The sequence below is a fragment of the Arthrobacter jinronghuae genome, assembly GCF_025244825.1.
GTDB classification, from domain to species: domain Bacteria; phylum Actinomycetota; class Actinomycetes; order Actinomycetales; family Micrococcaceae; genus Arthrobacter_B; species Arthrobacter_B jinronghuae.
The window spans coordinates 2,348,126-2,372,991 of sequence record NZ_CP104263.1; the positions used below are offsets into that span (position 1 = coordinate 2,348,126).

General features: G+C 67.0%; 23 protein-coding genes. 9 read left to right on the forward strand and 14 right to left on the reverse strand.

Annotated features, from left to right (window positions below; genetic code table 11):
• Positions 1-78: 78 nt before the first annotated feature.
• From ffh to ftsY, 4 genes are all read right to left on the reverse strand, one after another.
• On the reverse strand, positions 79-1,662 hold the full coding sequence (gene ffh, locus N2K98_RS11045) for a signal recognition particle protein (RefSeq protein ID WP_255865841.1): 1,584 nt from the start codon (positions 1,660-1,662) through the stop codon (positions 79-81).
• Positions 1,663-1,838: 176 nt separating this feature from the next.
• Positions 1,839-2,177, reverse strand: a complete 339-nt coding sequence (locus N2K98_RS11050) for a P-II family nitrogen regulator (protein WP_146364419.1) — start codon at positions 2,175-2,177, stop codon at positions 1,839-1,841.
• Complete coding sequence (locus N2K98_RS11055; protein ID WP_255865842.1) at positions 2,174-3,472, reverse strand: ammonium transporter; 1,299 nt, start codon at positions 3,470-3,472, stop codon at positions 2,174-2,176. The genes N2K98_RS11050 and N2K98_RS11055 overlap by 4 nt, the downstream gene beginning before the upstream one ends.
• Positions 3,473-3,682: 210 nt before the next feature.
• A complete protein-coding gene (gene ftsY, locus N2K98_RS11060) occupies positions 3,683-4,870 on the reverse strand; it encodes a signal recognition particle-docking protein FtsY (protein WP_229951591.1) in 1,188 nt (395 codons plus the stop codon).
• A gap of 62 nt (positions 4,871-4,932) precedes the next feature.
• On the opposite strand from ftsY, the gene N2K98_RS11065 reads away from it, so the two are divergent.
• Both N2K98_RS11065 and N2K98_RS11070 read left to right on the forward strand, forming a co-directional pair.
• Positions 4,933-6,162, forward strand: a complete 1,230-nt coding sequence (locus N2K98_RS11065; protein WP_255797385.1) for an MFS transporter — start codon at positions 4,933-4,935, stop codon at positions 6,160-6,162.
• Positions 6,159-6,890, forward strand: coding sequence for a glutamine amidotransferase (locus tag N2K98_RS11070; protein ID WP_255865843.1), 732 nt, complete (start codon positions 6,159-6,161; stop codon positions 6,888-6,890). Before N2K98_RS11065 ends, N2K98_RS11070 begins: the two co-directional genes overlap by 4 nt.
• Here the strand turns inward: N2K98_RS11070 and smc are convergent.
• Positions 6,887-10,504 carry a chromosome segregation protein SMC gene (gene smc, locus N2K98_RS11075; protein WP_255865844.1) on the reverse strand — a complete coding sequence of 1,206 codons (3,618 nt, stop codon included), beginning with the start codon at positions 10,502-10,504 and terminating at the stop codon, positions 6,887-6,889. The two genes, N2K98_RS11070 and smc, sit on opposite strands and share 4 nt — an antisense overlap.
• Positions 10,505-10,718: 214 nt before the next feature.
• Here smc and N2K98_RS11080 point away from each other — a divergent pair, with 214 nt between their 5' ends.
• From N2K98_RS11080 to N2K98_RS11095, 4 genes are read left to right on the forward strand one after another with little or no spacing between them, the layout of a single operon-like run.
• Complete coding sequence (locus tag N2K98_RS11080; RefSeq protein WP_229951615.1) at positions 10,719-11,744, forward strand: 3-oxoacyl-ACP synthase III; 1,026 nt, start codon at positions 10,719-10,721, stop codon at positions 11,742-11,744.
• Positions 11,738-14,368 carry an alpha/beta fold hydrolase gene (locus N2K98_RS11085; RefSeq protein WP_255865845.1) on the forward strand — a complete coding sequence of 877 codons (2,631 nt, stop codon included), beginning with the start codon at positions 11,738-11,740 and terminating at the stop codon, positions 14,366-14,368. Before N2K98_RS11080 ends, N2K98_RS11085 begins: the two co-directional genes overlap by 7 nt.
• Positions 14,365-15,363, forward strand: a complete 999-nt coding sequence (locus tag N2K98_RS11090) for an NAD-dependent epimerase/dehydratase family protein (RefSeq protein WP_255865846.1) — start codon at positions 14,365-14,367, stop codon at positions 15,361-15,363. The genes N2K98_RS11085 and N2K98_RS11090 overlap by 4 nt, the downstream gene beginning before the upstream one ends.
• A 10-nt stretch (positions 15,364-15,373) precedes the next feature.
• Positions 15,374-16,192: a serine hydrolase domain-containing protein gene (locus N2K98_RS11095; protein ID WP_308219829.1), complete on the forward strand. Its 819-nt coding sequence runs from the start codon at positions 15,374-15,376 to the stop codon at positions 16,190-16,192.
• A gap of 59 nt (positions 16,193-16,251) precedes the next feature.
• On the opposite strand, the gene N2K98_RS11100 is transcribed toward N2K98_RS11095, so the two are convergent.
• The 4 genes from N2K98_RS11100 to N2K98_RS11115 all read right to left on the reverse strand — a co-directional run bounded on the left by N2K98_RS11100 (position 16,252) and on the right by N2K98_RS11115 (position 20,253).
• Complete coding sequence (locus N2K98_RS11100; RefSeq protein ID WP_255865848.1) at positions 16,252-17,835, reverse strand: HNH endonuclease; 1,584 nt, start codon at positions 17,833-17,835, stop codon at positions 16,252-16,254.
• Positions 17,836-17,955: 120 nt separating this feature from the next.
• Complete coding sequence (locus N2K98_RS11105; RefSeq protein WP_255865849.1) at positions 17,956-18,654, reverse strand: hypothetical protein; 699 nt, start codon at positions 18,652-18,654, stop codon at positions 17,956-17,958.
• Positions 18,654-19,739 carry a serine hydrolase domain-containing protein gene (locus N2K98_RS11110; RefSeq protein WP_255865850.1) on the reverse strand — a complete coding sequence of 362 codons (1,086 nt, stop codon included), beginning with the start codon at positions 19,737-19,739 and terminating at the stop codon, positions 18,654-18,656. Before N2K98_RS11110 ends, N2K98_RS11105 begins: the two co-directional genes overlap by 1 nt.
• Position 19,740: 1 nt before the next feature.
• The gene (locus N2K98_RS11115) at positions 19,741-20,253 is read right to left on the reverse strand and encodes a winged helix-turn-helix domain-containing protein (RefSeq protein ID WP_255865852.1); all 513 of its coding nucleotides are present in this window, start codon (positions 20,251-20,253) and stop codon (positions 19,741-19,743) included.
• A gap of 133 nt (positions 20,254-20,386) precedes the next feature.
• Between N2K98_RS11115 and N2K98_RS11120 the strand changes: the two genes are divergently transcribed.
• From N2K98_RS11120 to N2K98_RS11130, 3 genes are read left to right on the forward strand one after another with little or no spacing between them, the layout of a single operon-like run.
• Positions 20,387-20,857 carry a hypothetical protein gene (locus tag N2K98_RS11120; protein WP_255865853.1) on the forward strand — a complete coding sequence of 157 codons (471 nt, stop codon included), beginning with the start codon at positions 20,387-20,389 and terminating at the stop codon, positions 20,855-20,857.
• Positions 20,857-21,159 (forward strand): transcriptional regulator, encoded by a 303-nt coding sequence (locus N2K98_RS11125; RefSeq protein WP_255865855.1) that lies wholly within the window; start codon positions 20,857-20,859, stop codon positions 21,157-21,159. The genes N2K98_RS11120 and N2K98_RS11125 overlap by 1 nt, the downstream gene beginning before the upstream one ends.
• A 24-nt stretch (positions 21,160-21,183) precedes the next feature.
• Positions 21,184-21,636 (forward strand): VOC family protein, encoded by a 453-nt coding sequence (locus tag N2K98_RS11130; RefSeq protein ID WP_255865856.1) that lies wholly within the window; start codon positions 21,184-21,186, stop codon positions 21,634-21,636.
• Here N2K98_RS11130 and mutM read toward each other — a convergent pair.
• From mutM to coaD, 5 genes are all read right to left on the reverse strand, one after another.
• On the reverse strand, positions 21,572-22,558 hold the full coding sequence (mutM, locus tag N2K98_RS11135; RefSeq protein ID WP_255865857.1) for a bifunctional DNA-formamidopyrimidine glycosylase/DNA-(apurinic or apyrimidinic site) lyase: 987 nt from the start codon (positions 22,556-22,558) through the stop codon (positions 21,572-21,574). The genes N2K98_RS11130 and mutM overlap by 65 nt on opposite strands.
• Positions 22,559-22,570: 12 nt before the next feature.
• Positions 22,571-23,278, reverse strand: coding sequence for a ribonuclease III (gene rnc, locus N2K98_RS11140; RefSeq protein ID WP_227923609.1), 708 nt, complete (start codon positions 23,276-23,278; stop codon positions 22,571-22,573).
• An 85-nt stretch (positions 23,279-23,363) separates the two neighbouring features.
• A complete protein-coding gene (gene rpmF / locus N2K98_RS11145) occupies positions 23,364-23,567 on the reverse strand; it encodes a 50S ribosomal protein L32 (protein WP_146364453.1) in 204 nt (67 codons plus the stop codon).
• 2 nt (positions 23,568-23,569) lie between these two features.
• Positions 23,570-24,136, reverse strand: coding sequence for a YceD family protein (locus N2K98_RS11150; protein WP_255797453.1), 567 nt, complete (start codon positions 24,134-24,136; stop codon positions 23,570-23,572).
• Between the two features lie 236 nt (positions 24,137-24,372).
• The gene (gene coaD, locus N2K98_RS11155) at positions 24,373-24,855 is read right to left on the reverse strand and encodes a pantetheine-phosphate adenylyltransferase (protein ID WP_255797371.1); all 483 of its coding nucleotides are present in this window, start codon (positions 24,853-24,855) and stop codon (positions 24,373-24,375) included.
• Between the last annotated feature and the right edge of the window lie 11 nt (positions 24,856-24,866).

A 24,866-nucleotide genomic window follows, 5' to 3' on the forward strand; every position in this document is an offset into this window, starting at 1 on the left:
CCCTGAAGGCACGCATCCGTCATTAAACACACAACGCCGGACCAGAAGTCCGGCGTTGTGTCGGGTGCGGCGCGGACCCTACTTGCCGAGGAACTTGTCGAAGCCCTTGGGCAGGTTCAGCGAGGACGGGTCGAAGTCCGTCTCCTGGCCTCCGAACGCACTGCCGGTGGGCAGGGCCTGCCGGGCTCCCGCACGCCGGGCCTCCGCCTCTGCACGTTCCTGTGCGGCCTTGGCCGGGTTGCCCGACTTGGCCTTCTTCTTGCCCTTGGCTGCCTGCTGCTTCTTGCGGGCGCCGCCGAACCCGCCGGGCCCTGCCATGCCGGGCATGCCCGGGATGCCGCCGCCGGCAGCCATCTTCTTCATCATCTTCTGCGCCTGCACGAAACGCTCGAGCAGGCCGTTGACCTCGGAGACGTGCACGCCGGAACCGCGGGCGATGCGGGCACGCCGGGAGCCGTTGATGATCTTGGGCGCAACCCGCTCGTGCGGGGTCATGGAGCGGACAATCGCTTCCACCCGGTCGATTTCGCGTTCGTCGAAGTTTTCCAGCTGATCACGCATGCCGGCGGCGCCGGGCATCATCATGAGCATCTTCTTCATGGAGCCCATCTTGCGGATCTGCTGCATCTGGGCAAGGAAATCGTCGAGGGTGAAGTCTTCCTGGTCGGCGAACTTCTTCGCCATCCGGTTGGCTTCGTCCTTGTCCCAGCTCTGCTCGGCCTGCTCGATCAGGGTCAGGACATCGCCGAGATCCAGGATGCGGCTGGCCATGCGGTCCGGGTGGAAGACCTCGAAGTCGGTCAGGCCCTCGCCGGTGGAGGCGAACATGATCGGCTTGCCGGTCACCGACGCCACGGACAGCGCGGCACCGCCGCGGGCATCGCCGTCGAGCTTGGTGAGGACCACGCCGGTGAAGTTGACGCCCTCGTTGAAGGCCTGCGCCGTGTTGACGGCGTCCTGGCCGATCATGGCGTCAATGACGAACAGGACTTCGTCCGGGTTGATCGCGGCGCGGATGTCCGCGGCCTGCTGCATCAGCTCTGCATCCACGCCCAGGCGGCCGGCGGTGTCAACAATGACGACGTCGTAGAGCTTGGTGCGTGCTTCCTCGATGCCCTGGCGGGCGACGGCGACCGGATCGCCGGTGGCTGCCTCGAACTCGGAGGAAACGCCGGGGTGCGGCGCGTAGACCGGCACGCCGGCGCGTTCACCGTTGACCTGCAGCTGGCGGACGGCGTTGGGGCGCTGCAGGTCCGCTGCAACGAGCAGCGGGCTGTGGCCCTGGGACTTCAGGTGCTTGGAGAGCTTGCCGGCGAGGGTGGTCTTACCGGCACCCTGCAGGCCCGCGAGCATGATGACCGTGGGCGGGTTCTTCGCCAGGCGCAGCCGCCGGGTCTCGCCGCCGAGGATGCCCTTGAGCTCTTCGTTGACGATCTTGACGACCTGCTGGCCCGGGTTCAGCGCCTGCGAGACCTCCAGGCCGAGGGCGCGTTCCTTGACGGAGGCGGTGAAGGCACGCACCACCGGAACGGCGACGTCGGCGTCCAGCAGGGCGCGGCGGATCTCGCGTACGGTGGCATCGACGTCGGCCTCGGTGAGCCGGCCCTTGCCGCGGAGATTCTTGAAGGTTGAAGTCAACCGGTCAGACAGTGAATTGAACACGTGCCGCGCACTTCTTTCGTCAGTTCTTCGCCATGTTTGGCAGGCCCAGCTGTTAAGGGTACCAAGCCGGTCCCGCTATTCGCCCCTCCTGTCCTGCCGGATCGCTTCGCCGGATCGCAGGACCGCCCGGCTGGAGCACCAGCCGGGCGGTAGGTTCCTTTCCTCTGGAGGGAGAGTCAGAGCGCCGAGTCCCCCCGCTCCCCCGTCCGGACCCGGAGGGCTTCCTCCACGTTCACCACCCAGACCTTGCCGTCGCCGGCCCGTCCGGTGTTGGCCGTGGAGACCAGCACATCCACAATGTCGTTGACCCAGTCATTGGCCACCAGGATCTCCACCCGGACTTTGGGCAGCAGGTCCACGGTGTATTCGGCGCCGCGGTAGACCTCGGTGTGTCCGCGCTGGCGGCCGTACCCGTTGGCGGAGCTTACGGTCAATCCCTGGACCCCGTAGCTCTCCAGGCTTCCCCGGACGGCGTCAAGCTTTTCCGGCCGGACAATAGCGGTTACCAGTTTCATGAGTTGACCGTCTCCTTGGTTGTGGTGGCGCGTGCCGTGTCCTGGAAGGGGCTGAAGGAGCCGCCGGTGCCGAGTCCGCCGAATTCGTAGGCGGTTTCGGCGTGTTCGCTCAGGTCCACGCCGTTGACCTCCGCCTCCTCCGAGATCCGGAAGCCCATAGTCTTGTGGATCGCCAGGCCGATGAGCAGCGTGAGGACGCCGGAGAAGACGATGGCCACTGCCGCGGCTGCTGCCTGAGCGCCGAGCTGGCCCAAACCGCCGCCGTAGAACAAGCCCCCGCCCGCGCCGTCGACCGGCAAGGCGATGAAGCCCAGGGCCAGGGTGCCCGCAAGGCCGGCAACGAGGTGCACGCCGACGACGTCGAGCGAGTCGTCATAGCCGAACCGGTATTTGAGCCCGACGGCGAGGGCGGACAGGACACCGGAGACCAGGCCCAGCCCCACCGCGGCGAGCGGGCTGACGTTGGCGCAGGCCGGGGTGATGGCAACGAGTCCTGCCACGACGCCGGAGGCGGCTCCGAGCGACGTCGCCCGGCCGTCACGGAGCCGTTCGGTCAGGAGCCAGCCGAGCATCGCTGCGGCCGGTGCGGCGAGGGTGTTGATCCAGATCAGCCCCGCTTCTTCGGCGGTGCCCGCGGCGCCGCCGTTGAAACCGAACCACCCGAACCAGAGCAGCGTGGCGCCGAGCATCACGAAGGGGATGTTGTGCGGACGCTGGTTGGGGTCCTTCCCGAAGCCCTTCCGCTTGCCGAGGATCAGGGCCAGGACGAGTCCCGCCACGCCTGCGTTGATATGGACCACGGTGCCGCCGGCGAAGTCGATGGCTTCACCGACCACCGAGCCCACGGCCCCCTCGGCACCGAGGAGTCCGCCGCCCCAGACCATGAACGCCAGCGGGCAGTAAACCAGGGTCACCCACACCGGCACAAACACCGCCCAGGCGCCGAACTTGGTCCGGTCGGCCACCGCGCCGCTGATCAGGGCAACGGTGATGATGGCGAACGTGGCCCCGTAGCCGGCGGTGATGAGGTCCTCGCTGCCGAGGATGTCTTTGAGTCCAAAGGAGGTGAAGGGGTTGCCGAACAGTCCGGCGATACCGTTCCCGCCGGTCATGGAGAAGCCCCAGAGGATCCAGACCACGCCGACGAGTCCGATCGAGACGAAGCTCATCATCATCATGTTCAACGCGGCCTTGGCGCGGGTCATGCCGCCGTAGAAAAATGCCACGCCCGGCGTCATAAGCAGCACAAGCGCCGCCGAAACCATTACCCAGACGTGACCTGCTGACAGATCCATCTTCACGTCCCTTCACATATGGCGGGCATCTCCCGCACAACGAACTCTGCCGGGGCCAGATTTCCGGCCGGGCCCGGAGGTGTTGCCGGGAAGTTACAAACCGGGCGCCGAGGTAAAAGGATCGTGACGGTGACGTTTCCGGAACGTTTCCGGGCACGCAAAAGCCCCGCTTCCCTTGCGGGAAACGGGGCTGTGCGTTCGGGTGCCTGCCTAGCTCAGCAGTGCGTCCACGAAGCTCTCTGCCTCGAACGGCGCCAGGTCGTCTGCGCCTTCGCCCAGTCCCACGAGCTTCACCGGTACGCCCAGGGTCCGCTGGATGGCGACGACGATGCCGCCCTTGGCGGTGCCGTCCAGCTTGGTCAGGACAATGCCGGAAATGTTGACTACCTCGGCAAAGACCTTCGCCTGGGTCAGCCCGTTCTGGCCGGTGGTGGCATCCAGGACCAGCAGGACCTCGTCCACCGCGGCCTGCTTTTCAATGACGCGCTTGACCTTGCCGAGCTCGTCCATCAGGCCGACCTTGTTCTGCAGCCGCCCGGCGGTGTCGATCAGGACCACGTCCACTTCGCCTTCGATGCCGGCCTTGACCGCTTCAAAAGCTACGGAGGCGGGGTCAGCGCCGTCGATCTCGGAGCGTACTGTGGGGACGCCTACGCGCTGTCCCCAGGTAGCCAGCTGTTCGGCGGCGGCGGCACGGAACGTGTCGGCAGCACCCAGCAGCACGTCCTTGTCTTCGGCCACGAGGACGCGGGCCAGCTTGCCCACGGTGGTGGTCTTGCCGACGCCGTTGACGCCCACCACCATAACGATGGCGGGGGTCTCGGCGTGGCGGGTGACTGCCAGCGAGCGGTCCATGGTCGGATCCACCAGCTTGATCAGTTCCTCGCGCAGCATCGCGTGGACTTCCTGCGGGTCCTGGCTGCCGGAGACCTTGACCCGCTGACGCAGCGCGTCCACGAGTTCCATGGTGGGTTCGGTGCCCAGGTCTGCGAGGAGGAGGGTTTCCTCGATCTCATCCCAGACGTCTTCGTCGATCGTGTCGCGGGAGAGCAGCGCCAGCAGTGCCTTGCCCAGCGCGTTGTTGGATTTCGCCAGCCGTGCCCGCAGCCGGGCCAGGCGGCCCTGCACCGGTTCGGGCGTCTCGATGGCCGGCGCCTGCGGGGCAGGGGCTTCCTCGAGGTCACGCAGGTCATCCGGGACGACGACGTCGGTCTCCCCCGGCGGTGCCTCCAGGGTGTCGGTGCCGCCGCCGGTTCCGGTGACCGGATCGTTGGCGTCCCGGCGGGTGGGGTACATGCTCTTGGGTGTACGCCGGGTCCGTACCAGCAGTGTCGCGGAGAAGCCGACAACGGCGATCGCAACAAGGACATAGATCACTATCGAAAGGGTCTCATTCACGCTCCCAAGCTTCTCACATGCCGCTCATCCGATCCCCTGGGATCTGAGAGAATCGCCTTATCATGGTGCGCTCTTCCAGAATCCGAATCCCGCAGGAAATCCAGGTCCTCATCGCGGCCGCCTTCGTCATAGCCCTTGGCTTTGGCCTGGTGGCGCCGGTGCTGCCGCAGTTCGCGCAGAGTTTCGACGTCGGCGTCACGGCTTCCGCCGTCATCGTCAGCGCGTTTGCGTTCACCCGGCTGGTGTTCGCCCCGGCGGGCGGCATGCTGCTGGAAAAGCTCGGCGAGCGCCCGGTGTACATTGCCGGCCTGCTGATCGTGGCCGTCTCCACTGCCGCATGCGCCTTTGCGCAGAGCTACTGGCAGCTCCTGGTCTTCCGCGGCCTGGGCGGCATCGGGTCGACCATGTTCACCATCTCGGCCATGGCGCTCATCATCCGGCTCGCACCTGCGGAGATCCGCGGCAGGGTTTCCAGCGCCTATGCCTCATCCTTCCTGCTCGGCAATATCGGCGGCCCGCTGCTCGGCGGCCTGCTGGCCGGGTTCGGACTGCGTGTTCCGTTCCTCGTCTACGCAGCCGCGCTGGTGCTGGCCGCCGGCGTCGTCTTCCTCCGGCTGAAGGACGCCCGGCCGGCGGCCGGGCCAGATGACACCAAGCCCGCCGCGCTGCCGGTGCTCACCGTCACCGCCGCCCTGCGCGATCCGACCTACCGGGCGGCGCTGGTGTCCTCCTTCGCCAACGGCTGGTCCTCGTTCGGCGTGCGCAACGCCCTGGTGCCGCTGTTCGCTGCCGCGGCGCTGTCCGCCGGACCGGAGGTTGCGGGCATTTCCCTGACCGCCTTCGCGGTGGGCACCGCCGTCGTCCTGACCTTCTCCGGCCGGCTGGCCGACAGCTGGGGCCGCAAGCCCCTGGCCCTCATTGGACTGGGCGTCAACGCCGTGGCCACCGCGTTGATGGGGTTCAGCTCCAGCGTGCCGGAGTTCCTGATCATCTCCGTCATCGCAGGCATGGGCACCGGCCTGCTCAATCCTGCCCAGCAGGCCGCGGTGGGTGACATCATCGGCAGCGGCCGCAGCGGCGGCAAGGTCCTGGCCACCTTCCAGATGGCCAGCGATACCGGTGCCATTGCCGGCCCCATCCTGGCCGGTATGCTCGCCGATTCACTGGGCTACTCCTGGGCGTTCGGCGTCACCGGTGCCATTGCCGCCATGGGCTTCATCGCCTGGCTGACGGCACGGGAAACCCTTCCTGCCCGGAAAGCGGCCCCGGCCCCCACTACCATCGAGGAATGAAGCCTTTCCTGCTCCTGGCCACCCGCGCCGAAGATGACGCCGCCGAGGAGGAGTACGCCTCTTTCCTGCGCTTCGGCGGGCTCGCCGAGGGGCAGCTGCACCGGGTCCGCCTCGAAGCCGGCCCGCTGCCGCCAATGGACCTGGATTCCTACAGCGGCGTGATTGTGGGCGGCGGCCCGTTCAACTCGAGCGATCCCGAGGAGTCCAAGTCCCCGGTCCAGCTCCGGGTGGAGTCGGAAATGGCCAATCTGCTGGACGACGTCGTGGCCCGCGACTTTCCGTTCTTCGGCGCCTGCTACGGAGTGGGCACGCTGGGACGGCACCAGGGGGCGACAGTGGACCGCCGGTACGGCGAGCCCGTGGGCCCGGTCGAGGTCCGGCTGACGCCCGAAGGCCGCCGCGACCCGCTCCTGGAAGGCGTACCGGACACCTTCGCCGCCTATGTGGGACACAAGGAAGCCGTGGCCGAGCTGCCGCCGCATGCGGTGAACCTTGCCGGCTCGGCGACCTGCCCGGTGCAGATGTTCCGGGTGAAGTCCAACCTTTACGCCACCCAGTTCCATCCGGAACTGGACGTGGCCGGGCTGCTGACGCGGATCTCCGTGTACCGGCACGCCGGCTACTTTGAGCCGGACGAGGCGGAGACCGTGATGGAAGCGGCCCGCGGATCGGCCGTACACGTGCCACCGCGGGTGCTGCGTAACTTCGTAAGCCGTTACGCGTCCTAGCTCCGGACGGCTTCGGGCTCCGTCCCGCGCTCGATCCGCTGGCTGATCACGGTGGACACCCCGTCGCCGCGCATGGTCACGCCGTAGAGCGCGTCCGCCACTTCCATCGTTCGCTTCTGGTGGGTGATGACAATCAGCTGGCTGGACTCCCGCAGTTCTTCGAAAATGGTGAGCAGCCGGCCGAGGTTCGTGTCATCCAGCGCTGCCTCCACCTCGTCCATCACGTAGAACGGCGAGGGCCGGGCCTTGAAGATGGCCACCAGCAGTGCCACCGCCGTCAGTGAGCGTTCCCCGCCGGAGAGCAGGGAAAGCCGCTTGATTTTCTTGCCGGCCGGCCGGGCATGGACCTCGATGCCGGTGGTCAGCATGTTGTCCGGATCGGTCAGCACCAGCCGTCCCTCCCCGCCCGGGAACAGCGTGCCGAACACATGCTTGAACTGCTCGGCAGTGTCCCGGTACGCGGCGGTGAACACCTCTTCGACGCGGCGGTCGACGTCGGCAATGATGTCCAGCAGGTCCTTCCGGGTGGCTTTGAGGTCTTCCAGCTGAGTGGACAGGAATTGGTGGCGTTCCTCCAGGGCGGCAAATTCCTCCAGCGCCAGGGGATTGACCTTTCCGAGCGCCGCCAGGTCCCGCTCGGCGCGCTTGAGCCGTTTCTCCTGCTCCGCCCGGACATACGGGATGCCGTCCAGGAGCGGATTGCCGTCCTCGTCCACCGGCGTGCGCAGTGCCGCCCACTTGTCGCCGCTGACCGGTTCGGCGGGCACCGGCACCGGCTGGTCCGGACCGAAGTTCGCCACCAGGTGCTCCGCGGTCATGCCCAGCTCCTCGAGGGCGCGGGCTTCGAGGGCCTCAATGCGCAGCCGCTGCTGTGCACGCGCCAGCTCGTCGCGGTGGACGGAGTCCGTGAGCCGTGCCAGTTCCGCGGCGGCGTCGTTGTTGGCGCTGCGGACGGCGGACAGTTCGGCTTCCCGCGCGGTCCGGGTTTCCTCCGCACGGTTGCGTTCCTCGGCGGCCAGCGCCAGGGAAACCTGCAGATGTGCCAGCACTGCCTCTGCCGCCGCCCCGACGGCAACCGCCCGGGCATGCTGTCCGGCACGGCGGCGTGCCCGTTCCGCCGCGGCAGCCCGGGCCCGGCCTTCGGCCAGGGCAGCGCGTTCCAGGGCCTCCGCACGGCCGGCAACGGCCTTGAGCTGTTCTTCGGCCGAGCGCAGGCCCAGCCGGGCATCCATTTCCGCCTGCCGTGCGGAGGCGGCGGCGAGCGCCAATGCATCCCGCCGGTCCGCAGACGGTTCCTCTTCGGGGCGGTGTTCCTCCCCTGCCGCGGCGAGTCGTTCGGAGACGGCCGCCAGTTTCGCTTCTTCTGCCACGACGTTGGCTTCCGCGGCAGCCACCAGGGACGAGAGCCGCTCGGCCTCGCCTGAGGCGGCGCGCAGCGCAGAACCCAGAGTGCCGAGCCGTTCCGCCACCGCGGCCAGCCGTGCATCGGACTCATGCAGGGCCGCGAGGGCGGCGTCCGCCCGCTGCCGGCAGGCCTCGACACGGCCGTCCGCAGCCCCGATGCCGGCGCCGGCTTCCTCCGCCCTGGCGCGTGCCACTGCCAGGCGGGCATCTGTTTCATCCACCGCGGCGGAGATTTCCAGCAGCCCCGGCGCAGAGACGGACCCGCCCCGAGCACTGAAGGCGCTCAGCACATCCCCGTCGGGGGTCACCGCGACGGCGCCGGGCGAGGCGGTCACCAGGCTCACGGCCGCGGCCAGGTCCGGGACTGCCACGGCATTGCCCAGCAGCGCGTTCAACGCTTCCTGCACCTTGGCATCGGCGCTGACCAGGGACAGCACCGGCACCGCGCCGGCCGGGAGGTCCGCGGGCAGTTCCGCTGCCGGAGCGGGCACCCCGCCCAGCAGCAGTTCCACCTGGCCCTCCCCTGTCTCCTTCAGGTGCTGCAGGGCCCGGGCGGCGGCGTCGAGATCCGCGGCGGCCAGGGAATCGGCTGCGGTTCCCAGCGCTGCCGCCACTGTCCGTTCGGAGCCCGGCTTGACGCTGACCAGTTCCGCCAGCGGCTCCAGCACGCCGTCCAGCCCGGCCTTGCGCAGGGAGGCGCTGCCGTCGCGGCGGTCCAGGCCGACGGCGAGGGCCTCGCGGCGGGCGGCGAGGTTCTCGGTTTCACGGACCGCTTCCCGCTCGGCCTGCTGCAGCTGCCGGAACTCCTGCTCGGCTGCTTCGAGGGCTGCCTGCGCGTCTTCATACTCGGCATCCAGGTCCGCTTCGCCGGCCTCGGCTCCCGCAGCTGAGCCTTCCAGCTGCTCGAACTCTTCCCGGGCGCGGGTACGGCGTTCCTCGGCGGCGGTGATCGAGTCCCGGAGCCGGCCCGCTTCGGACTGTGCCGAGGCCACCCTTGAGCGGGCGGCTTCCACCGAGCCGGTCAGCCGGGCCAGGCCTTCCCGCCGGTCCGCGGCGGCCCGGAGCAGCCCGGCGTACCGCTTCTCCTCCGCAGCTGCGTCCTCTTCGGCTGCCTCGCGGATCTCGACGGCGTCCTCCAGCCGTGCGCGCCGGTCCTCGATTTCCGCCTCCAGGGCTGCGGCTTCAGCGCGTACCCGGTCCGCGGAGGCCTGCAGCTGTTCCGGGTCCCGGCCGCTGCCGGCCGCAGGTTCCGCTGCCCCCAGCAGCCGGGCACGCTCGGCCGCGAGCGCGGCGAGGGAACGGAACCGCTCCTGCAGCGAGGACAGTTCGTACCAGGTGTCCCGTGCGGCGTTCAGCTGCGGTGCCGCTTCGGCTGCCATGGCTTCCAGTGCGGCCTGGCGCTCCCGGCCCTCTTCCACTGCAGCCTCCACTACCGTGCGGCGTGCCTTCAGGGCGCTTTCGTCCGCTGCTTCCTTGTCGTAGGCAGCTTTCAGGGTGGCGAGGTCATCGGCCAGGAGCCGTGACCGGGCGTCCCGGACATCCTGCTGCACCGTCTTGGCCCGCCGGGCGACGGCCGCCTGCTTGCCCAGCGGTCCGAGCTGGCGCCGCAGCTCGGCAGTGAGGTCGGTGACGCGGGCAAGGTTCGCGGCCATGGCGTCCAGCTTGCGCAGGGTTTTTTCCTTGCGCCGCCGGTGCTTGAGGATCCCGGCGGCTTCCTCGATAAAGCCCCGGCGCTCCTCCGCTGAAGCGTGCAGCACCTTGTCCAGCTGGCCCTGCCCGACTATGACATGCATCTCACGGCCCAGGCCGGAGTCCGAGAGCAGTTCCTGGATATCGAGGAGGCGGCAGGGGCTCCCGTTGATGGCGTACTCGGATCCGCCGGTGCGGAAGAGGGTGCGCGAAATGGTGACCTCGGAGTATTCGATCGGCAGGGCGCCGTCGGCGTTGTCGATGGTCAGTGACACCTGGGCCCGCCCCAGCGGCGCACGGCCGGAGGCACCTGACGTGCCCGCGAAGATCACGTCTTCCATCTTTCCGCCGCGCAGCGTCTTGGCGCCCTGTTCGCCCATCACCCAGGCCAGGGCATCCACCACGTTGGACTTCCCGGAACCGTTGGGACCGACCACCGCCGTGACACCGGGTTCGAACTCAAAGGTGGTGGCCGATGCAAAGGACTTGAATCCTCGCATGGTCAGGGTCTTCAGATGCACGGGGGTTAATCTCTCCTGCCGGGGTTGATTCCTTAAATCTACGCGGTTAGCGTCAAAATTCCGCTCTACTCGGAGAGCGTAATCGGGCTTTTGCCTGCGGAATCGCGGGGCCGGTAAGTAGGCTTCTACAAGAGTCATATGATTTTAGGGCGTGGATGCAGGCTTCACGGCGGCCGCCAGCGCGATAGGTTCAGCAGCAGACAAGGCAGGCATTTTGACCGGGAACTTCAACTTCCAGCACTCCAACTCGGCCATCCTCAGCGTGAACAGCGTTGAAGCTCCAGTGGTTATGAGTTCCAGTGAATTCGACGGGCGCCTCGAGCCGTCGCTCAAACGGCTGCGGCTTTCCAAGCGCCTGCTCGAGCGGGTGGCAGGCGTGAGTGAACGGCGCTGGTGGGCTCCCGGCACCGCGTTCGACGACGGCGCCACCGAGGCAGGTGCCAAGGCCCTGGCCGAAGCCGGCGTCGAGGCATCCGAAATCGGGCTGCTCATCAACACCTCGGTCACCCGACGGAACCTGGAGCCGTCCGTGGCCGTGAAGATCCATAACGGCCTGGGGCTGCCTTCCTCCGCGATGAACTTCGACCTTGCCAACGCCTGCCTGGGCTTCGTCAACGGCATCACTTTGGCGTCCAACATGATCGACTCCGGGCAGATCAACTATGCCCTGATTGTGGCCGGCGAGGACTCCCAGGGCGTGCAGGAAGCCACCTTCGAGCGGCTGAACGCCCCGGATTCCACCCGTGACGACTACCTGCGCGAATTCGCGACCCTCACGCTCGGCTCCGGTGCCGCGGCGGCCGTGATCGGCCGGGCGGACCGACACCCCGGCTCGCACCGCATCCTCGGCGGCGTTTCGCGTGCCGGCACCCAGCACCACGAGCTGTGCGTGGGCGGCATCGACGGCATGTACACCGACACCAAGGGCCTGCTGGACGGCGGCCTGGAACTCGTGGTGGACGCCTGGCATGAAGCCCACGGCAACGGCTGGGACTGGTCCGGCATGGACCGCTACGTCACCCACCAGGTGTCCAACTCCTACACCAACGCCATCATCAAGGCCGTGGACCTGGACCGGAAAAAGGTGCCGATCACGTTCCCGAACTGGGGCAACGTGGGGCCTGCGTCCCTGCCGATGACCCTGGCCCAGGAATCCCGTTCGCTGAACCCCGGCGACCGCGTGCTGTGCATGGGCGTGGGCTCCGGACTGAACACGACCATGATGGAGATTGCGTGGTAGAGGAGCTTTGGCCGGGCGTTTCCGCCGCCTGGTCCACGTTTGTCCACGTTCCCTCCACCGCCGCCGTCGACGTCGCGGGCACCGTCCGCAAGTGGCACATCCTCGATAACGGACCCGATCTGGCCGCCGCCGGCGTCGAACCGGCCGGGACCCTGCTGTGTGTGCACGGCAACCCCACCTGGTCCTACCTCTGGCGCACCCTGCTGGCTGCCGGCGCGTCCGCCGACAAGCCGTGGCGCGTGGTGGCCGTTGACCAGTTGGACATGGGCTTCTCCGAACGTACCGGTGCCTTCCGCCGGCTGGAGGACCGGATCACCGACCTCGGCAACCTCACGGACACGCTGGAAATCACCGGACCCGTGGTCACTGTCGGCCACGACTGGGGCGGACTGATTTCCCTGGGCTGGGCGCTGCGGCACCGCCGTCAGCTCGCCGGGGTGGTCCTGACCAACACTGCAGTGCACCCTGCCGGGTATTCGCTGCCGCCGGCCTTGAAGCTGGCCCTGCATCCGGCCGTCCATCCCTGGGGCACGCGCAGCACTGATGCCTTTATCCGGGTTACGCATTCCCTCGCGCAGCCCGCACTGCCTGCTCCGGTACGGGAAGCGTTTGCGCTGCCGTACCGCGGGGCGGCCCGCCGACAGGGCGTTGCGAACTTCGTGGCCGACATTCCCGCCGTGGATTCCCACCCGAGCTGGCGGGCGCTGACCACCGTTGCCGAGGGTATCCGCCGGCTCAATGTTCCCTCTCTGGTCCTCTGGGGTCCTAAGGATCCGGTCTTCTCCGACCGCTACCTGCGCGACCTGCTGGACCGGCTGCCGGAATCCTCCGTGCACCGGTTCGAAGGTGCCGGGCACCTGCTCCCCGAAGACGTCGATATTGCCTCCCCCGTCTTCTCCTGGCTGCAGACCGCCGTCGAAGCCCCTGCCGATTCCGCACTCCGGCGCACTGAACCGTTCCGCCCCATGCTTGCCGAGTTGGATGAGCGTGCGGGCGACACCAGCCCCGCCGTCGTCGACATGGCACCGCTGGGCGAAGGCGAGGGCACGGCCGCTGGGCCGCGCACCCTGTCCTGGGCCGGGCTCGCGGAGCGGGTGAATGCCCTCGCCGCGGGACTCGCCGCAGCGGGCGTGCGTCCGGGTACCCGGGTGAACCTGCTGGTTCCGCCGGGCATTGAACTGACCTCGCTGATTTACGCGTGCCTGCGCCTGAACGCCGTCATTGTGGTGGCCGACGCCGGCCTGGGCACCAAGGGACTCGGCCGCGCCATCAAGGGCGCCGGGCCGGCGTTCCTGATCGGCATCGACCGGGCACTGGTCGGTGCCCGGGCGCTGGGCTGGCCGGGAACCCGGATCAGCGTGTCCGAGCTGTCGCCGGCCCGTAAGCGGCTGCTGGGTGTCCGGTACTCCGTTGAGGGTCTCATTGCCGACGGATCCGGTTCCGAAGCGCCGTGGTACCCCGCGGAACCCGACGCGGACGCCGCCGTCCTGTTCACCTCCGGGTCCACTGGCCCTGCCAAGGGTGTGGTGTACACGCACCGGCAGTTGGCCGCCATGCGGGATGCCATCAAGGACACCTATAACCTCCGTGCCGGGACCTCGCTGGTGGCCGGCTTCGCGCCGTTCGCTCTGCTGGGTCCGGCGTTGGGTGCCACATCAGTGACGCCGGACATGGACGTCACCTCCCCGCGCACCCTGACCGCGGCAGCCCTGGCCGATGCCGCCGTCGCCGTGGACGCCACCACCATCTTCGCTTCCCCTGCGGCGCTGACCAACGTGCTGGCCACGTCCGGCCAGCTGAACGCTCCGCAGCGAGCCGCACTGGCACAGGTGGAACTGCTGCTCTCCGCCGGTGCTCCGATAGCCGAGCCGCTTCTGGCGCAGGTGCAGGACCTGGTGCCGAAGGCCTCCCTGCACACCCCGTACGGCATGACCGAAGCACTGCCGGTCACCGATATCAGCCTTGAGGGCATCCGTGCCGCTGGTGCCGGCAACGGTGTCTGCGTCGGCACACCGGTGTCCCGGGCCGAGGTGGCCATTGCCGAAGTCTTCCCGGACGGTTCGGTGGGCAATAAACCGCTGACCGTTCCGAACCGCACCGGTGAAATCCTGGTCAGCGCCCCGCACGTCAAGGACCGCTACGACCGGCTCTGGATCACGGAAAGCCACAGTTCGTCCATTGACGGCTGGCACCGCACCGGCGACGTCGGCCACTTCGACGACGAGGGCCGGCTGTGGGTCGAGGGGCGCCTCGGGCACATCCTCACCACCGCGGACGGGGTCCGGACCCCGGTGGCAGCCGAGCAGGCGGCCGAGACGGTCGACGGCGTGGGCAGGGTGGCGCTGGTCGGCGTCGGACCCGCCGGCGCCCAGGTGCCCGTAGCTGTCCTGGAGACGGAACCGCCCGCCCGCCGGGCCGGGACCGCGTCTTCCGAGCTGACCACAGCTGTGCGGTCCCGCGTGGCCGAGCTCGTGGGGCTCGATCTGGCTGCCGTACTGGTGCTGCCGCAGATGCCTACCGATATCCGGCACAATTCCAAGATCGACCGTACGGCGTTGGCCGACTGGGCCTCCCGGCTGCTGGCCGGCGGTCCGGTGCCGCGGCTGGGCAAGGGCCGGCGATGAGTTCGGCCGTCCTGCCTCCCCGGAACGTCCTGGTCACCGGTGCGAGCGGCCTGCTGGGCGGTGCTGTTGCGGACCTGCTGGAAGCCAAGGGCCACAAGGTCCGCACCTTCCAGCGCCGTCCCGGCCGGCCCGGCAGGGATTCCGTGTCAGGTTCCGTTGCCGATCCCGCTGCGGCCGCCCGCGCCGTCGACGGGATGGACGCAGTAATCCATCTCGCGGCGAAGGTCTCCTTTACCGGCGAGTGGCGTGAGTTCGAAGAAACCAACATCGTGGGTACGCAGGTCCTGCTGCAGGCTGCGCAGGCGGCCGGGGTCCGCGACGTCGTTTTCGTCTCGTCTCCGTCCGTGGCGCACTTCGGCGAGCCGATTGCCGGTGCCGGTGCGGGTACTGCAGACCCTGCCCGTGCCCGCGGTTTCTATGCTGCGTCCAAGGCCCAGGCCGAGCTCTTTGCACTGGCGCAGAATTCGTCCGGTTTCCGGGTCGCTGCCATCCGGCCGCATATCGTCTGGGGGCCCGGCGACACGCAGCTGGTGGAACGCGTCATCGACCGTGCCCGGTCCGGCCGCCTGCCGCTGCTGGACGGCGGTGCGGCGCTGATCGACACCACGTACATCGACAACGCGGCGGCGGCCATTGTCCGCGGACTGGAGCGGATGGATGCCGCAGCCGGCCGTGCCCTCGTGGTCACGAACGGCCAGCCGCGGCCGGTAGGGGAACTGATTGCCGGTATCTGTGCAGCTGCAGGAGTGGCTGCACCGGGCTGGAGCGTTCCCGGCAAGGCTGCCCGCGGCGCCGGAAGCCTGATCGAGAAGGCCTGGTTGGTGGCCGGTCGGCGGGGTCTGGTCCACGATGAGCCTCCCATGACCCGCTTCCTGGCCGAGCAGCTCTCGACGTCGCACTGGTTTGACCAGCGCGAAACCCGCGAAGTGCTGGACTGGACCCCCGAAGTTTCGATTGAAGACGGCATGGCCCGGCTTGCCCGGCACTACTCCTAGGATGATTTCCGTGAAAAGCCTGCAGAAGATCGAGTCCTGGCCTGTTGACCATGCCGCTGTCTCCGTCGTGACCGCCGACGGCGAGGTGCTCGGCACTGCCGGTGACCAGGACCGCCGTTTTCGACTCGCCTCGGTCACCAAGCTGCTGAGCGCGTATGCCGTACTGGTTTCCCTCGATGAGGGAGCCTTGGAACTCGATCAGCCTGCAGGCACTGAGGGTTCGACCGTCCGGCACCTTCTGGCCCATTCCGGGGGCTACGACTTCGGCGAGCGCACGGTCCGCTACACCCCCGGCACCCGGCGCCTGTATTCCAACGCAGGTTTTGAGGTACTCGGGGAGACACTGGAGCAGGCCACGGGCATGGCTTTCGGGGAATACCTACGGGAAGGCGTGCTGGTTCCGCTGGGCATGTCTTCCACAACACTGGAGGGCTCCCCTGCTGCCGGTGCCGTCTCCACGGCAGCGGACCTCAGCAGGTTTGCTGCCGAGCTGCAGGCTCCCACGCTCACCGATCCGGGCCGGCTGACGGAAGCCACGCAGGTGGTCTTTCCCGGCCTCGCGGGGGTGCTTCCCGGTTTCGGCCGGCAGAAAGAGAACGATTGGGGCCTCGGCTTCGAAATCCGGGCACAGAAGTCTCCGCACTGGACCGGCGCTAACAGCTCGCCGGCCACTTTCGGGCACTTCGGCCAGTCCGGAACCTTCCTTTGGGTGGATCCTGCGGTTCGTGCTGCTGCTGTCTGCCTTACCGACCGCGATTTCGGTCCGTGGGCAGCCGAGGTGTGGCCTCCCTTCACCGACGGGCTCCTTGCGGAACTGGCGGACCGGTAGAGCCCTCCCCCAAGCCGGCCGGAATACTCCCAGCGCCGGAACGCCCATACGCGGGTCCATCACGCGGCCCAGATCAGATCGACGATGCAGCCTTCCAGGAACGTGGTTGGAGATGCTGAGCGTTTGACGGGCCGTGTTCCTGCGCTGGATTGATCTTCGGTTTCGATTCCAGTCTCGGTTCCCGCCCGATCCCCGGCTCTTGCTACAGCTCTGACCCCATTCAGCGGCGGCGCAGTAGACCGATAGGTGTGCCCCGTTGGGGTGGTGGTCTCGACGGTGTGCGGTGCGCTCTTCCCTGGAGTATCGACCGTTCGCGCCTTCCAATCAGGTGCTTCCTTGGCCTGGTTGCACGCCTCGCAGAGGCCCTGCCCATTCGCGGTGCTGGTCTCCCCGCCGTCACGGTGCGGACGGATGTGGTCAAAATGCCGGATGGGCGCTCCGCACCACGGCATTCGACACGTTTGGTCCCGAGCCGCGATAAGCCGTCCCAACGAAGTCGGAAACAAGCGTGCCCGTGAATCCATTGCAACGAGTTCTCCGGTAACGGGATCTGCGTACAGACGCCGAAGCCAGCGTTCGTCTTGTTTGTCCCGCTTCGTTGTCCGCCCTGCAACACGATGCTGGCCCCGATCCGGGATCTGTCCGTGGCCCTGTCCGGGTTCTGCTCCACGGTCAGAATTGTCCTGCTCGGCGTCTTGCCCCGGATGCCTTCCCCGAACCAGGTCCCTTGCCCACTGCGCCGGCACCGGGCCGTATCCGGAGACCACGGCCGGCTCGGAATCTCCGCCGAACAGCGTCCGATCCGTCATCACCAGCTGAACTTCCACCTTCAGCCGGCCTGCCTCGGCCTGTCCGGTCACGCGCTCCACGAGGGTGTCCGCCATGATCTGGCCCCGGCCCCGGGAATCTCCGGAGGCACGCAGCCGGTCCGCTTCACGGGACAATGCCGCATAAACACCCACGCCCTGGGCCACGGGCAGAAGTCCGGTCAGGTAGGTCATGGTGTCCGGTGCAGGACGGCAGGAGACAAAACGTTCCGATTCGGCTTTGGCCGCGCGCTTGACCGCTGCTGAAGGATCCAGCCGGTAGGCGGCACCTCTGGCACGGGAAATGATCTGCCGGTCCCCCAGGGTTTCAAGCACTTCCGGATCTCCGGCCACTTCTTCGTCCACCCGCCGCCGGTCCTCCAAACTCAGGCAAGCCGTTTCACGGACCAGCAGCGTTGCCCTCCATTCACTGATTTTCCCGCGGGTCAGCGCGTGCAGGGTGCACGGCATCTCCTCCGTCAGTACCTTGGCAAACCCCAGCAGTCGTCCCCCTCGGCTCGGCGACTCCCTGCGGGCCAAGGCAATCTGGGAAGCGACACCGCGGCCCAGGTCCTCGCGCCGCACTCCGGCCTCGGCCTGCTTCCGGCGCTGCGAGGCATCGAACACTGCAGCAGCCCGGGCCTGTGCCGCCGAAGCCGCGGCTTTGAGTTCCTCCAGTGCCCGGATCCGGTCAATCAGCTCGCGGTCTTCGTGCTCCCCGCTGGACAGGCCCTCAGCTTGGTCCCCCAATACCTCGACCCACGCGTTCACCAACGCGGTGTCGGCAGTCAATCCGCCGGTCCGCTGATGGTTTGCAGGTCGAGAGTATTCGAACATGTGTTCGAGTCTATCGAGGCTCGGGCGTCGGAGCTAGGGAAGAAATACCCGTTCCGCCACCTGTTTTTCAGTTCGCTTACAAGGCCTTTCCAGGCGATACTCTTACAGCCCAAACCGGCCTCAACCAGCTAGAAAAGAAATCACGACGACGGCGAGCAGCAGCGCCCCGCTTCCGGCCAACGCGAGATTTCCGGGTTCCTTCTTTATCTTCTCTCCGGCCGCCGCCTTCCGGCCAGGCTTTCCTTGGTCAGGGTTGCCAGGATCGGACTTCCCCGTGTCGGGTGCGGCTGCCCTTTCCCGCACAGGAAGGAGAGTCCGCCGGGACCGCTCCCCCTGTGCGGCTTCTATGGCCGCACCTTGCCCTGCGGCGGTCTCCGCTCTGGCGCTTTGCTGCAGCCGGGATTGGTCCGGCACTTCCGACACGGCGACGTCGGGCTTCGGAACCAACTCCGATTCCTCCGGCTCCGCGCCCTCAGGTCCCCTCGAACCCCCGGACACCGCCTCCACCGCCGACGCAGCCTCCGCAGCCCCAGATCCCCGTGACCGGCCCGGCAGCTCCGGCCAGCGAAGAACCGCTCCGGCAACTGCCGCCGCCAGCACGACGATCGCCACCACCCAGAGGACCACCGACCCGGGAGTCCACGGCACCACGAGCCGCAAGAGGCCCGCGAGCGAAGCCGCATCCAACAAACCGGCCAGCAGGGACCGCCGACTGGGGCCTGAAGGCTGTCCCGCCCGTTTCCAGACGGGAACCGCCACGGACAGACAGGTCACCATCAGCCAAGCGCCGAGGATCCAGGACATCAGGCTGAATGTCATCAGAGACCTTCCTTCAGCAAAGCCAACGCAGCTTCTTCCTGCCCGACAGCCACATTGGAGAGGATCAGCACGGCTGTGCCAGCTTCACGATCCATCGCCACCATGGATGAGAAACCTCCGGTCTGGCCGTTGTGCCAAGTCGCGGCCCGCCCACTCGAGGATGAGACCTGCGTGAACCATGCCAGGCCCACCTGCTCACCGTCCTCACCGGTATCCCACTGCGGTTCCAGGGCGCCGGCACCAGGGGCGGTGCCCGCCAGCAGCGCCCGGAGATAGAGCGACATATCCGCTGCGGTAGACCGGATCCCACCCATCGGTGCGGTGCCGTTGCCGGTCCAGGCGCCCTCTGACAGTCCGCTTGCATTCCGGCCGGTGGGAGCACCTGCACGCAGGTTGTCGGCCGTCATCGGCACGTAGGTGTCCTTCATTCCCAGCGGCTCGAAAATCCGCTGCTCCAGCAGATCGGTGTATTCCATCCCGGCCGCCTTGGCGAGCAGCTGCCCGAGGAAGGCATACCCGAGGTTGGAGTAGGCCATCGTTCCCCTTCCGCCCACCGACGCAGACTGTGCCTGCTCCAGCACCTCGGCGGGCGAGGCGGTGTAGGGGTCGCGGTGGAGGACGGTGCCGGCGAGCAGGGAGACCAGCGCTTCCGGATCGGTGGCTAGCCGGGGAAGCCCCGACCGGTGGCTGGCCAGCTCGGCCAGGGTGACGGTTCCGATCTCGGCCTCCGGGTCCCGCAGCTCCGGACCCAGGATCTCGGCAACGGTGGTCTCCAACGTCACCTCGCCGCGCTCGACGGCGTCCGCGAGCAGCGCTGCGGTGAATGTCTTGGACACCGAACCGATTTCGAACTCCGTCCGCTCGTCGGCACCGAACCCGGCAAACCGGACAGCGCCGTTTTCCAGGTAGGCCACGCTGACCGCATCGGCAGGTTTCTGCAGCAGGGGACGGACGGCCTCAGCCAGTGCTGCATCCCCGGAAACCTGCGTCGACAGGCGCGGCGTCCAAGGGGCAGCAAGGAGCCCGGCGGCCAGGACCGCTGCAGCGGCAAGGACGGCCACGGTCATACGTCTGTATTTGGACATGTCAGTTACCTCCGGAGGCAGCAGTCAGAATCGCCAGCAGCGGGATGACCCGGGCCGGCGGGATTTGGTAGCGGGACCGGGCGTGCGGTGTGAGCCAGCCCGAGGCGGTCAGCTGGTGAACGTGGTGGTAAATCTGTCCGGAGGTTCCGGAACCCAGTTCCTCCACCAGCTCTGCCACGGTCTCGGTTCCGCCGAGCACGGCGTGGAGCACAGCCAGACGGACGGGATGGCCGAGGGAGGCAAGGGAGTCAGCGAACTGCGTCCAGTCGACGTCGAGCAGATGCCCGGTCTCCAACCCGTACTGGTACTCGTAGTGGGCACCGGCGGCGGTAGTGGCGGTGCCGGTGAACAGCACGGCTCCCGGCTCGGGATGGCGCTTCCGCACCCCTTCGAGGGCCCAGAACACGTCTGCCCCGTCCGCGGCCGACGTCGGCTCCGCGGCTCCCGCGCGTTGCTCCAGGGCTGCCACGCGTGCTTCCAACGCCTCCAGTCGGGTGTCGTCTCCTGTCGTCATGGATAGAGAATTACGTAATTCCGAAACAATTACAAGAGTTTCGTAATTTTCTAGACGACGGCCGGGGAGACTCCCAGGATTTTCCGCACCGGAAACCCTTCCCTTTCCGTTGCGGAAAGTCTAGGCTCTCGGCATGACCCACGCTCAAGGCCCCCGCCCCTCCCCCGACGAAGCACGCCAGGCCCTGGAATCCATCACCCTGTCCAAGCAGGCGCTGGCTCCGCACGTCCGGTCACCGGCATGGCTCTACCCCGCTCAGGGAGTAGGAATGGCGATGTTCGTCATCGGCCTCGTCTTCTCAAAGGAAGCCGGCTGGGCGTCCGTCCTCATCGCGGTGTCCGGAGTGCTCTTCAGTGTCCTGCCGATGCTCCAAACCCGCGGCCGCGTGGTGGTTGACGTCTATACCCATCCGGGCAGCCGCGGACTGGCCTGGACGTACGTCGCCTCGTTCGCGTTCATCACCGTCGCGGCAGTTGTGCTCTACTCGACCTACTCCCGGGCATGGATTGCATACGTCGCGGCAGTCCTCGTATTGGTCCTGACGCTGGTGGCGGGACCGGCCATGGACGCCCGCCTGGAGCGCGCCCTACGGAACGCCGGCTGATGGGCGACGGATTCAATGAGGTTATCCATGTACCCACCCGCCTGCGGATCTGTTCCATCCTGGCCGAAGTGGGCGAAGCCGAATTCGGCGTACTACGCGACGCTCTGAAGCTCAGCGACTCCGTACTCAGCAAACACGTCAAGGTGCTCGAACAGGCCGGGTTCGTTACCGTGCGCAAGGGTTCCGTGAACGGCCGCACCCGCACTTGGGTGGCCCTGAACAAGACCGGGCAGAAGGCCTTCAAGGCCCACATCGAGGAGCTCCGCAAGCTCGCTGCCGCCGGGGACCTGCTCAATCCGTAGCAAAGCCGCTAACCGAGGACAGCCATGAAAATCTACAATCCGCAGGTCATCCTGTTCGTCGCCGACGTCGCGCGGGCGGCACGCTTCTACGCGGCCCTCGGCTTCAACGAAGAATTCCGCACAACAGGAACAGGAACAGCACCCGTCAAGATCGAAATGTCATTGGAAGGCTTCGAACTCGGGCTTGCACTGCCCGGACCGATGGCCGAAGCGCACGGACTCACCCCGGTCACGGCCGGACACCGCGCGAGCCTCACGCTCTGGACGGATGACGCCGCAGCGGCCTACGCGGCTGCACTCGACGCCGGAGCAAAGCCCCTTCAAGGACCGCACCCGTTCCTGGACGGAAAACTACGGGTTGCATTCGTCGAGGACTTCGACGGACATCCGATCCAGTTCGTGGAACGGAAAACTACCAGCGGCCGTTCCGAGGCCGAGGCTGGCACACAGGACAGCTGTAGGACGACCGGTTCATAAAGGAATCCCGTCGGATGAGGGTGTGCAGCCCCAGCTGCTCACACCGTGGGCAGGGCAGCCCCTCACGGCCGTAAGCATTGAGGGACCGCGAGAAGTACCCCGAGGCACCGTTCACATTGACGTACAGCGAATCAAAGCTGGTGCCGCCTGCAGCCAAGGCACGGGTCATCACGTCCCGGGCGGCTTCGACCAGCCGCAGCGCATCGGCCCGGCGCATGGTGTCCGTGGCGCGGGCAAAGTGCATGCGTGCCGCCCACAGGGACTCGTCGGCATAAATGTTCCCGACCCCGGAAATCAGCCCCTGGTCCAGCAGGGCACGCTTGATCCCGGTCTTCCGCAGCCGCAGCCGACGGTAGAACTCATCAAAGGAAAACGCAGGATCCAGAGGGTCGCGCGCAATATGCGCGGCCTCGGCAGCCACGAACGGAAGTCCGGTCTCGGACAGGCCGCCGGGAGCGCCGTCGGGCGTCGGGATCAAGTCGGTGAGGAACACGCCCCCGAAGATGCGCTGGTCCACAAAGCGCAGCTCGTCCGGCATCGCAGCACCGGAGGCATCAACGGCGGGACTGAGCGTGAACCGGACCTTCAGGTGCTTTTCATCCGGAAGCGCGGAGTCTTCCATCAGCAGCTGGCCACTCATCCCGAGGTGCGCCATCAGCGCAAAGGAGGGTACGACGTCGTCGGCCGGCGTAGGAACAGACGGCGTAGGAGCAGACTCGAGCAGCGGCAGCCAGAGGAACTTGCCGCGGCGGACGACGTCGGCCACCACCGCGCCTTCGAGGTTGCCTACGAGATCCTCGGGACCTGCAGCATGGCGCCGGACGGAACGGGGATCCACGACTTCGACGCCGGTGATGGTGCGGCCGCGGACCCATGACGCCAGTCCGCGGCGGACCACCTCGACTTCGGGAAGCTCAGGCATGCCCGGGAGTGCCTAGGAACCGGCAGCCGCGGAGTCGGCTTCCTTGGCGTTGATCATCTTCCAGGAGGCAGCGGCGGCTTCCTGCTCGGCTTCCTTCTTGGAATGGCCGACGCCCGTGCCGTAGGCCTTGTCGCCGATATGCAGGACCGCTACGAAGCTGCGGGAATGGTCGGGACCGGATCCGGAGACCCGGTATTCGATGTCGCCCATTTTCCGGCCGGCAGCGATCTCCTGGATGCTGGTCTTCCAGTCGGTACCGGCACCGAGCGCCTCGGCGTTGGACAGCAGCGGCCCAACAAGGCGCATCACCATCTGGCGCGCGGCTTCGATTCCGTGATCCAGGTACACGGCACCGATGATTGCCTCGGTGGTGTCCGCAAGGATGGAGGACTTGTCGCGTCCGTTGGTCAGCTTTTCGCCCTGGCCCAGGAGGATGTACTCCCCCAGCCCCAGGCCGCGGGCAATGCCCGCGAGGGCACGGGTACTTACGACGGCGGAGCGGCGCTTGGCCAGCTCGCCTTCGGAAAGATCAGGATTATCCCGGTAGAGGGCATCGGTTACCGAGAACCCCAGAATGGAGTCACCCAGGAATTCCAGGCGCTCGTTCGTGGGGATGCCGCCCTGCTCGTAAGCGTAGGAACGGTGCGTGAGTGCAAGACGAAGCGTCCCGGCGTCGATATCGACACCGAGACGCTTCATAAGCTCTTCAGTATTCTTCACTTTTTGGATACAACCCGAAAAGCAGTATTCACGTGCCCGTCCGCAACAACACTAATGATGCGCAAAACCGGGCCGAACACTGGTCTTAGACGTCCGCGACCTTGCGGCCCTTGTATTCAAGGAACAGCGCGGTGCCGGCGGAGTCGGTTACGACCTTGGCCTGGTGCGGCAGGCTATAGGTGACGCGGCCGTTCTCCACGGTCTTCACCAGGTTGGGCGCGGTCGCCTTCCACTGGGACCGGCGTGCACGTGTATTCGCGCGGGACATTTTCCGCTTCGGAACAGCCACGGCTAACTCTCTTCTCTCTCGTCTGACTCTGTACTTGGTGCCGCAGTATCTTCTGCGGCCGTGCCGGTCAGCCCGGCGAGGGCTGCCCAGCGAGGATCCACTGCTTCATGGTGGTGACCCGGATCCTCCTCAAGGCGCGCTCCGCATTCGGAGCAAAGGCCTTCGCAGTCTTCCCGGCACACCGGCTGGAACGGCATGGTAAGAACCACTGCGTCCCGCAATACCGGCTCAAGATCGATGACATCTCGCTCGATCCGGTGTTGCTCTTCTTCATCTTCTTCTTCGAAGGACTCAGCGTCCTCGTAGTAGAAGAGTTCCTGCACATCGACTTCTTGGTCGTACGCGAGTGGCTTCAGGCAGCGGCCGCATTCGCCCTTTACGGGGGCGATTACTACGCCGGATACCAGAATCCCTTCGTGCACGGCCTCCAGCCTCAGATCGAGCTCGAGGTCGGATCCTTCCGGAACGCCGATAAGCGCAACACCGAAGTCTTTCGGTGCCGGTACATGTTCATGCAAGGTCCGCATCGTTCCCGGGCTGCGCCCGAGGTCCCTGACGTTGATAGCCAGGGGAGTTTCCGGATTGGACCGCGAAAATTCGCTAATGAGAACTCCTGTAGAACATAGACCGACATATCATCTTAGCCTGACTTGCCGGAATCTCTCAAACTGCGGCTGCACCGCAGCCAGGGAACACGTGCGGGCACGTGCTCCACAGACCAGTTTACCCGCCACAGGGCATCCGGCTAATCGGCCTGCGGGTGCTTCCCGGCCGGGCTGATCCGCCCCGCCTGCGCAAACCCGGTCTAGCTTGCCGTCCGGCCTTCCGTCAGGCGCTTCAGCACCGTCGGCGGAACATAGCCTGCGACGTCGCCGCCGAGGGAGGCCACTTCCTTGATGAGGGACGAGGAAAGGTGGGTGTAGCTGCTTTCCGCGGCGAGGAAGACGGTTTCGACGCCGGTGAGCTGCCTGTTCATGACGGCCATGGGCAGTTCGTACTGGTAGTCCTGGACGGACCGCAGTCCCTTCACGATCGCGGAGGCGCCGTGCTCCCGGCAGAAGTCGGCCAGCAGCCCGTCCCCCATGGGGACCACGGAAACCCCGCGCAGCGCCCCAAAGGTTTCCGCCGCCAGTTCCAGGCGTTCCTCGGCACTGAAACGGTATTTCTTTGCATAGTTGGTGGACACCGCCACGATGACTTCGTCGAAGAGGGTTGCCGCACGGGCAATCACCTCCACATGGCCGTTGTGGATGGGATCAAAGGAACCGGGGCATACAGCACGTCGCATAGGTCGAATCT

What these genes read in the sequence shown, in the direction of transcription:
- N2K98_RS11100 (WP_255865848.1), bottom strand. Translation starts at nt 17,835, where the DNA reads ATGTTCGAATACTCTCGACCTGCAAACCATCAGCGGACCGGCGGATTG.
- N2K98_RS11050 (WP_146364419.1), bottom strand. Translation starts at nt 2,177, where the DNA reads ATGAAACTGGTAACCGCTATTGTCCGGCCGGAAAAGCTTGACGCCGTC.
- N2K98_RS11105 (WP_255865849.1), bottom strand. Translation starts at nt 18,654, where the DNA reads ATGACATTCAGCCTGATGTCCTGGATCCTCGGCGCTTGGCTGATGGTG.
- N2K98_RS11130 (WP_255865856.1), top strand. Translation starts at nt 21,184, where the DNA reads ATGAAAATCTACAATCCGCAGGTCATCCTGTTCGTCGCCGACGTCGCG.
- N2K98_RS11115 (WP_255865852.1), bottom strand. Translation starts at nt 20,253, where the DNA reads ATGACGACAGGAGACGACACCCGACTGGAGGCGTTGGAAGCACGCGTG.
- N2K98_RS11090 (WP_255865846.1), top strand. Translation starts at nt 14,365, where the DNA reads ATGAGTTCGGCCGTCCTGCCTCCCCGGAACGTCCTGGTCACCGGTGCG.
- N2K98_RS11055 (WP_255865842.1), bottom strand. Translation starts at nt 3,472, where the DNA reads ATGGATCTGTCAGCAGGTCACGTCTGGGTAATGGTTTCGGCGGCGCTT.
- mutM (WP_255865857.1), bottom strand. Translation starts at nt 22,558, where the DNA reads ATGCCTGAGCTTCCCGAAGTCGAGGTGGTCCGCCGCGGACTGGCGTCA.
- N2K98_RS11070 (WP_255865843.1), top strand. Translation starts at nt 6,159, where the DNA reads ATGAAGCCTTTCCTGCTCCTGGCCACCCGCGCCGAAGATGACGCCGCC.
- N2K98_RS11065 (WP_255797385.1), top strand. Translation starts at nt 4,933, where the DNA reads ATGGTGCGCTCTTCCAGAATCCGAATCCCGCAGGAAATCCAGGTCCTC.
- N2K98_RS11125 (WP_255865855.1), top strand. Translation starts at nt 20,857, where the DNA reads ATGGGCGACGGATTCAATGAGGTTATCCATGTACCCACCCGCCTGCGG.
- N2K98_RS11120 (WP_255865853.1), top strand. Translation starts at nt 20,387, where the DNA reads ATGACCCACGCTCAAGGCCCCCGCCCCTCCCCCGACGAAGCACGCCAG.
- N2K98_RS11110 (WP_255865850.1), bottom strand. Translation starts at nt 19,739, where the DNA reads ATGTCCAAATACAGACGTATGACCGTGGCCGTCCTTGCCGCTGCAGCG.
- coaD (WP_255797371.1), bottom strand. Translation starts at nt 24,855, where the DNA reads ATGCGACGTGCTGTATGCCCCGGTTCCTTTGATCCCATCCACAACGGC.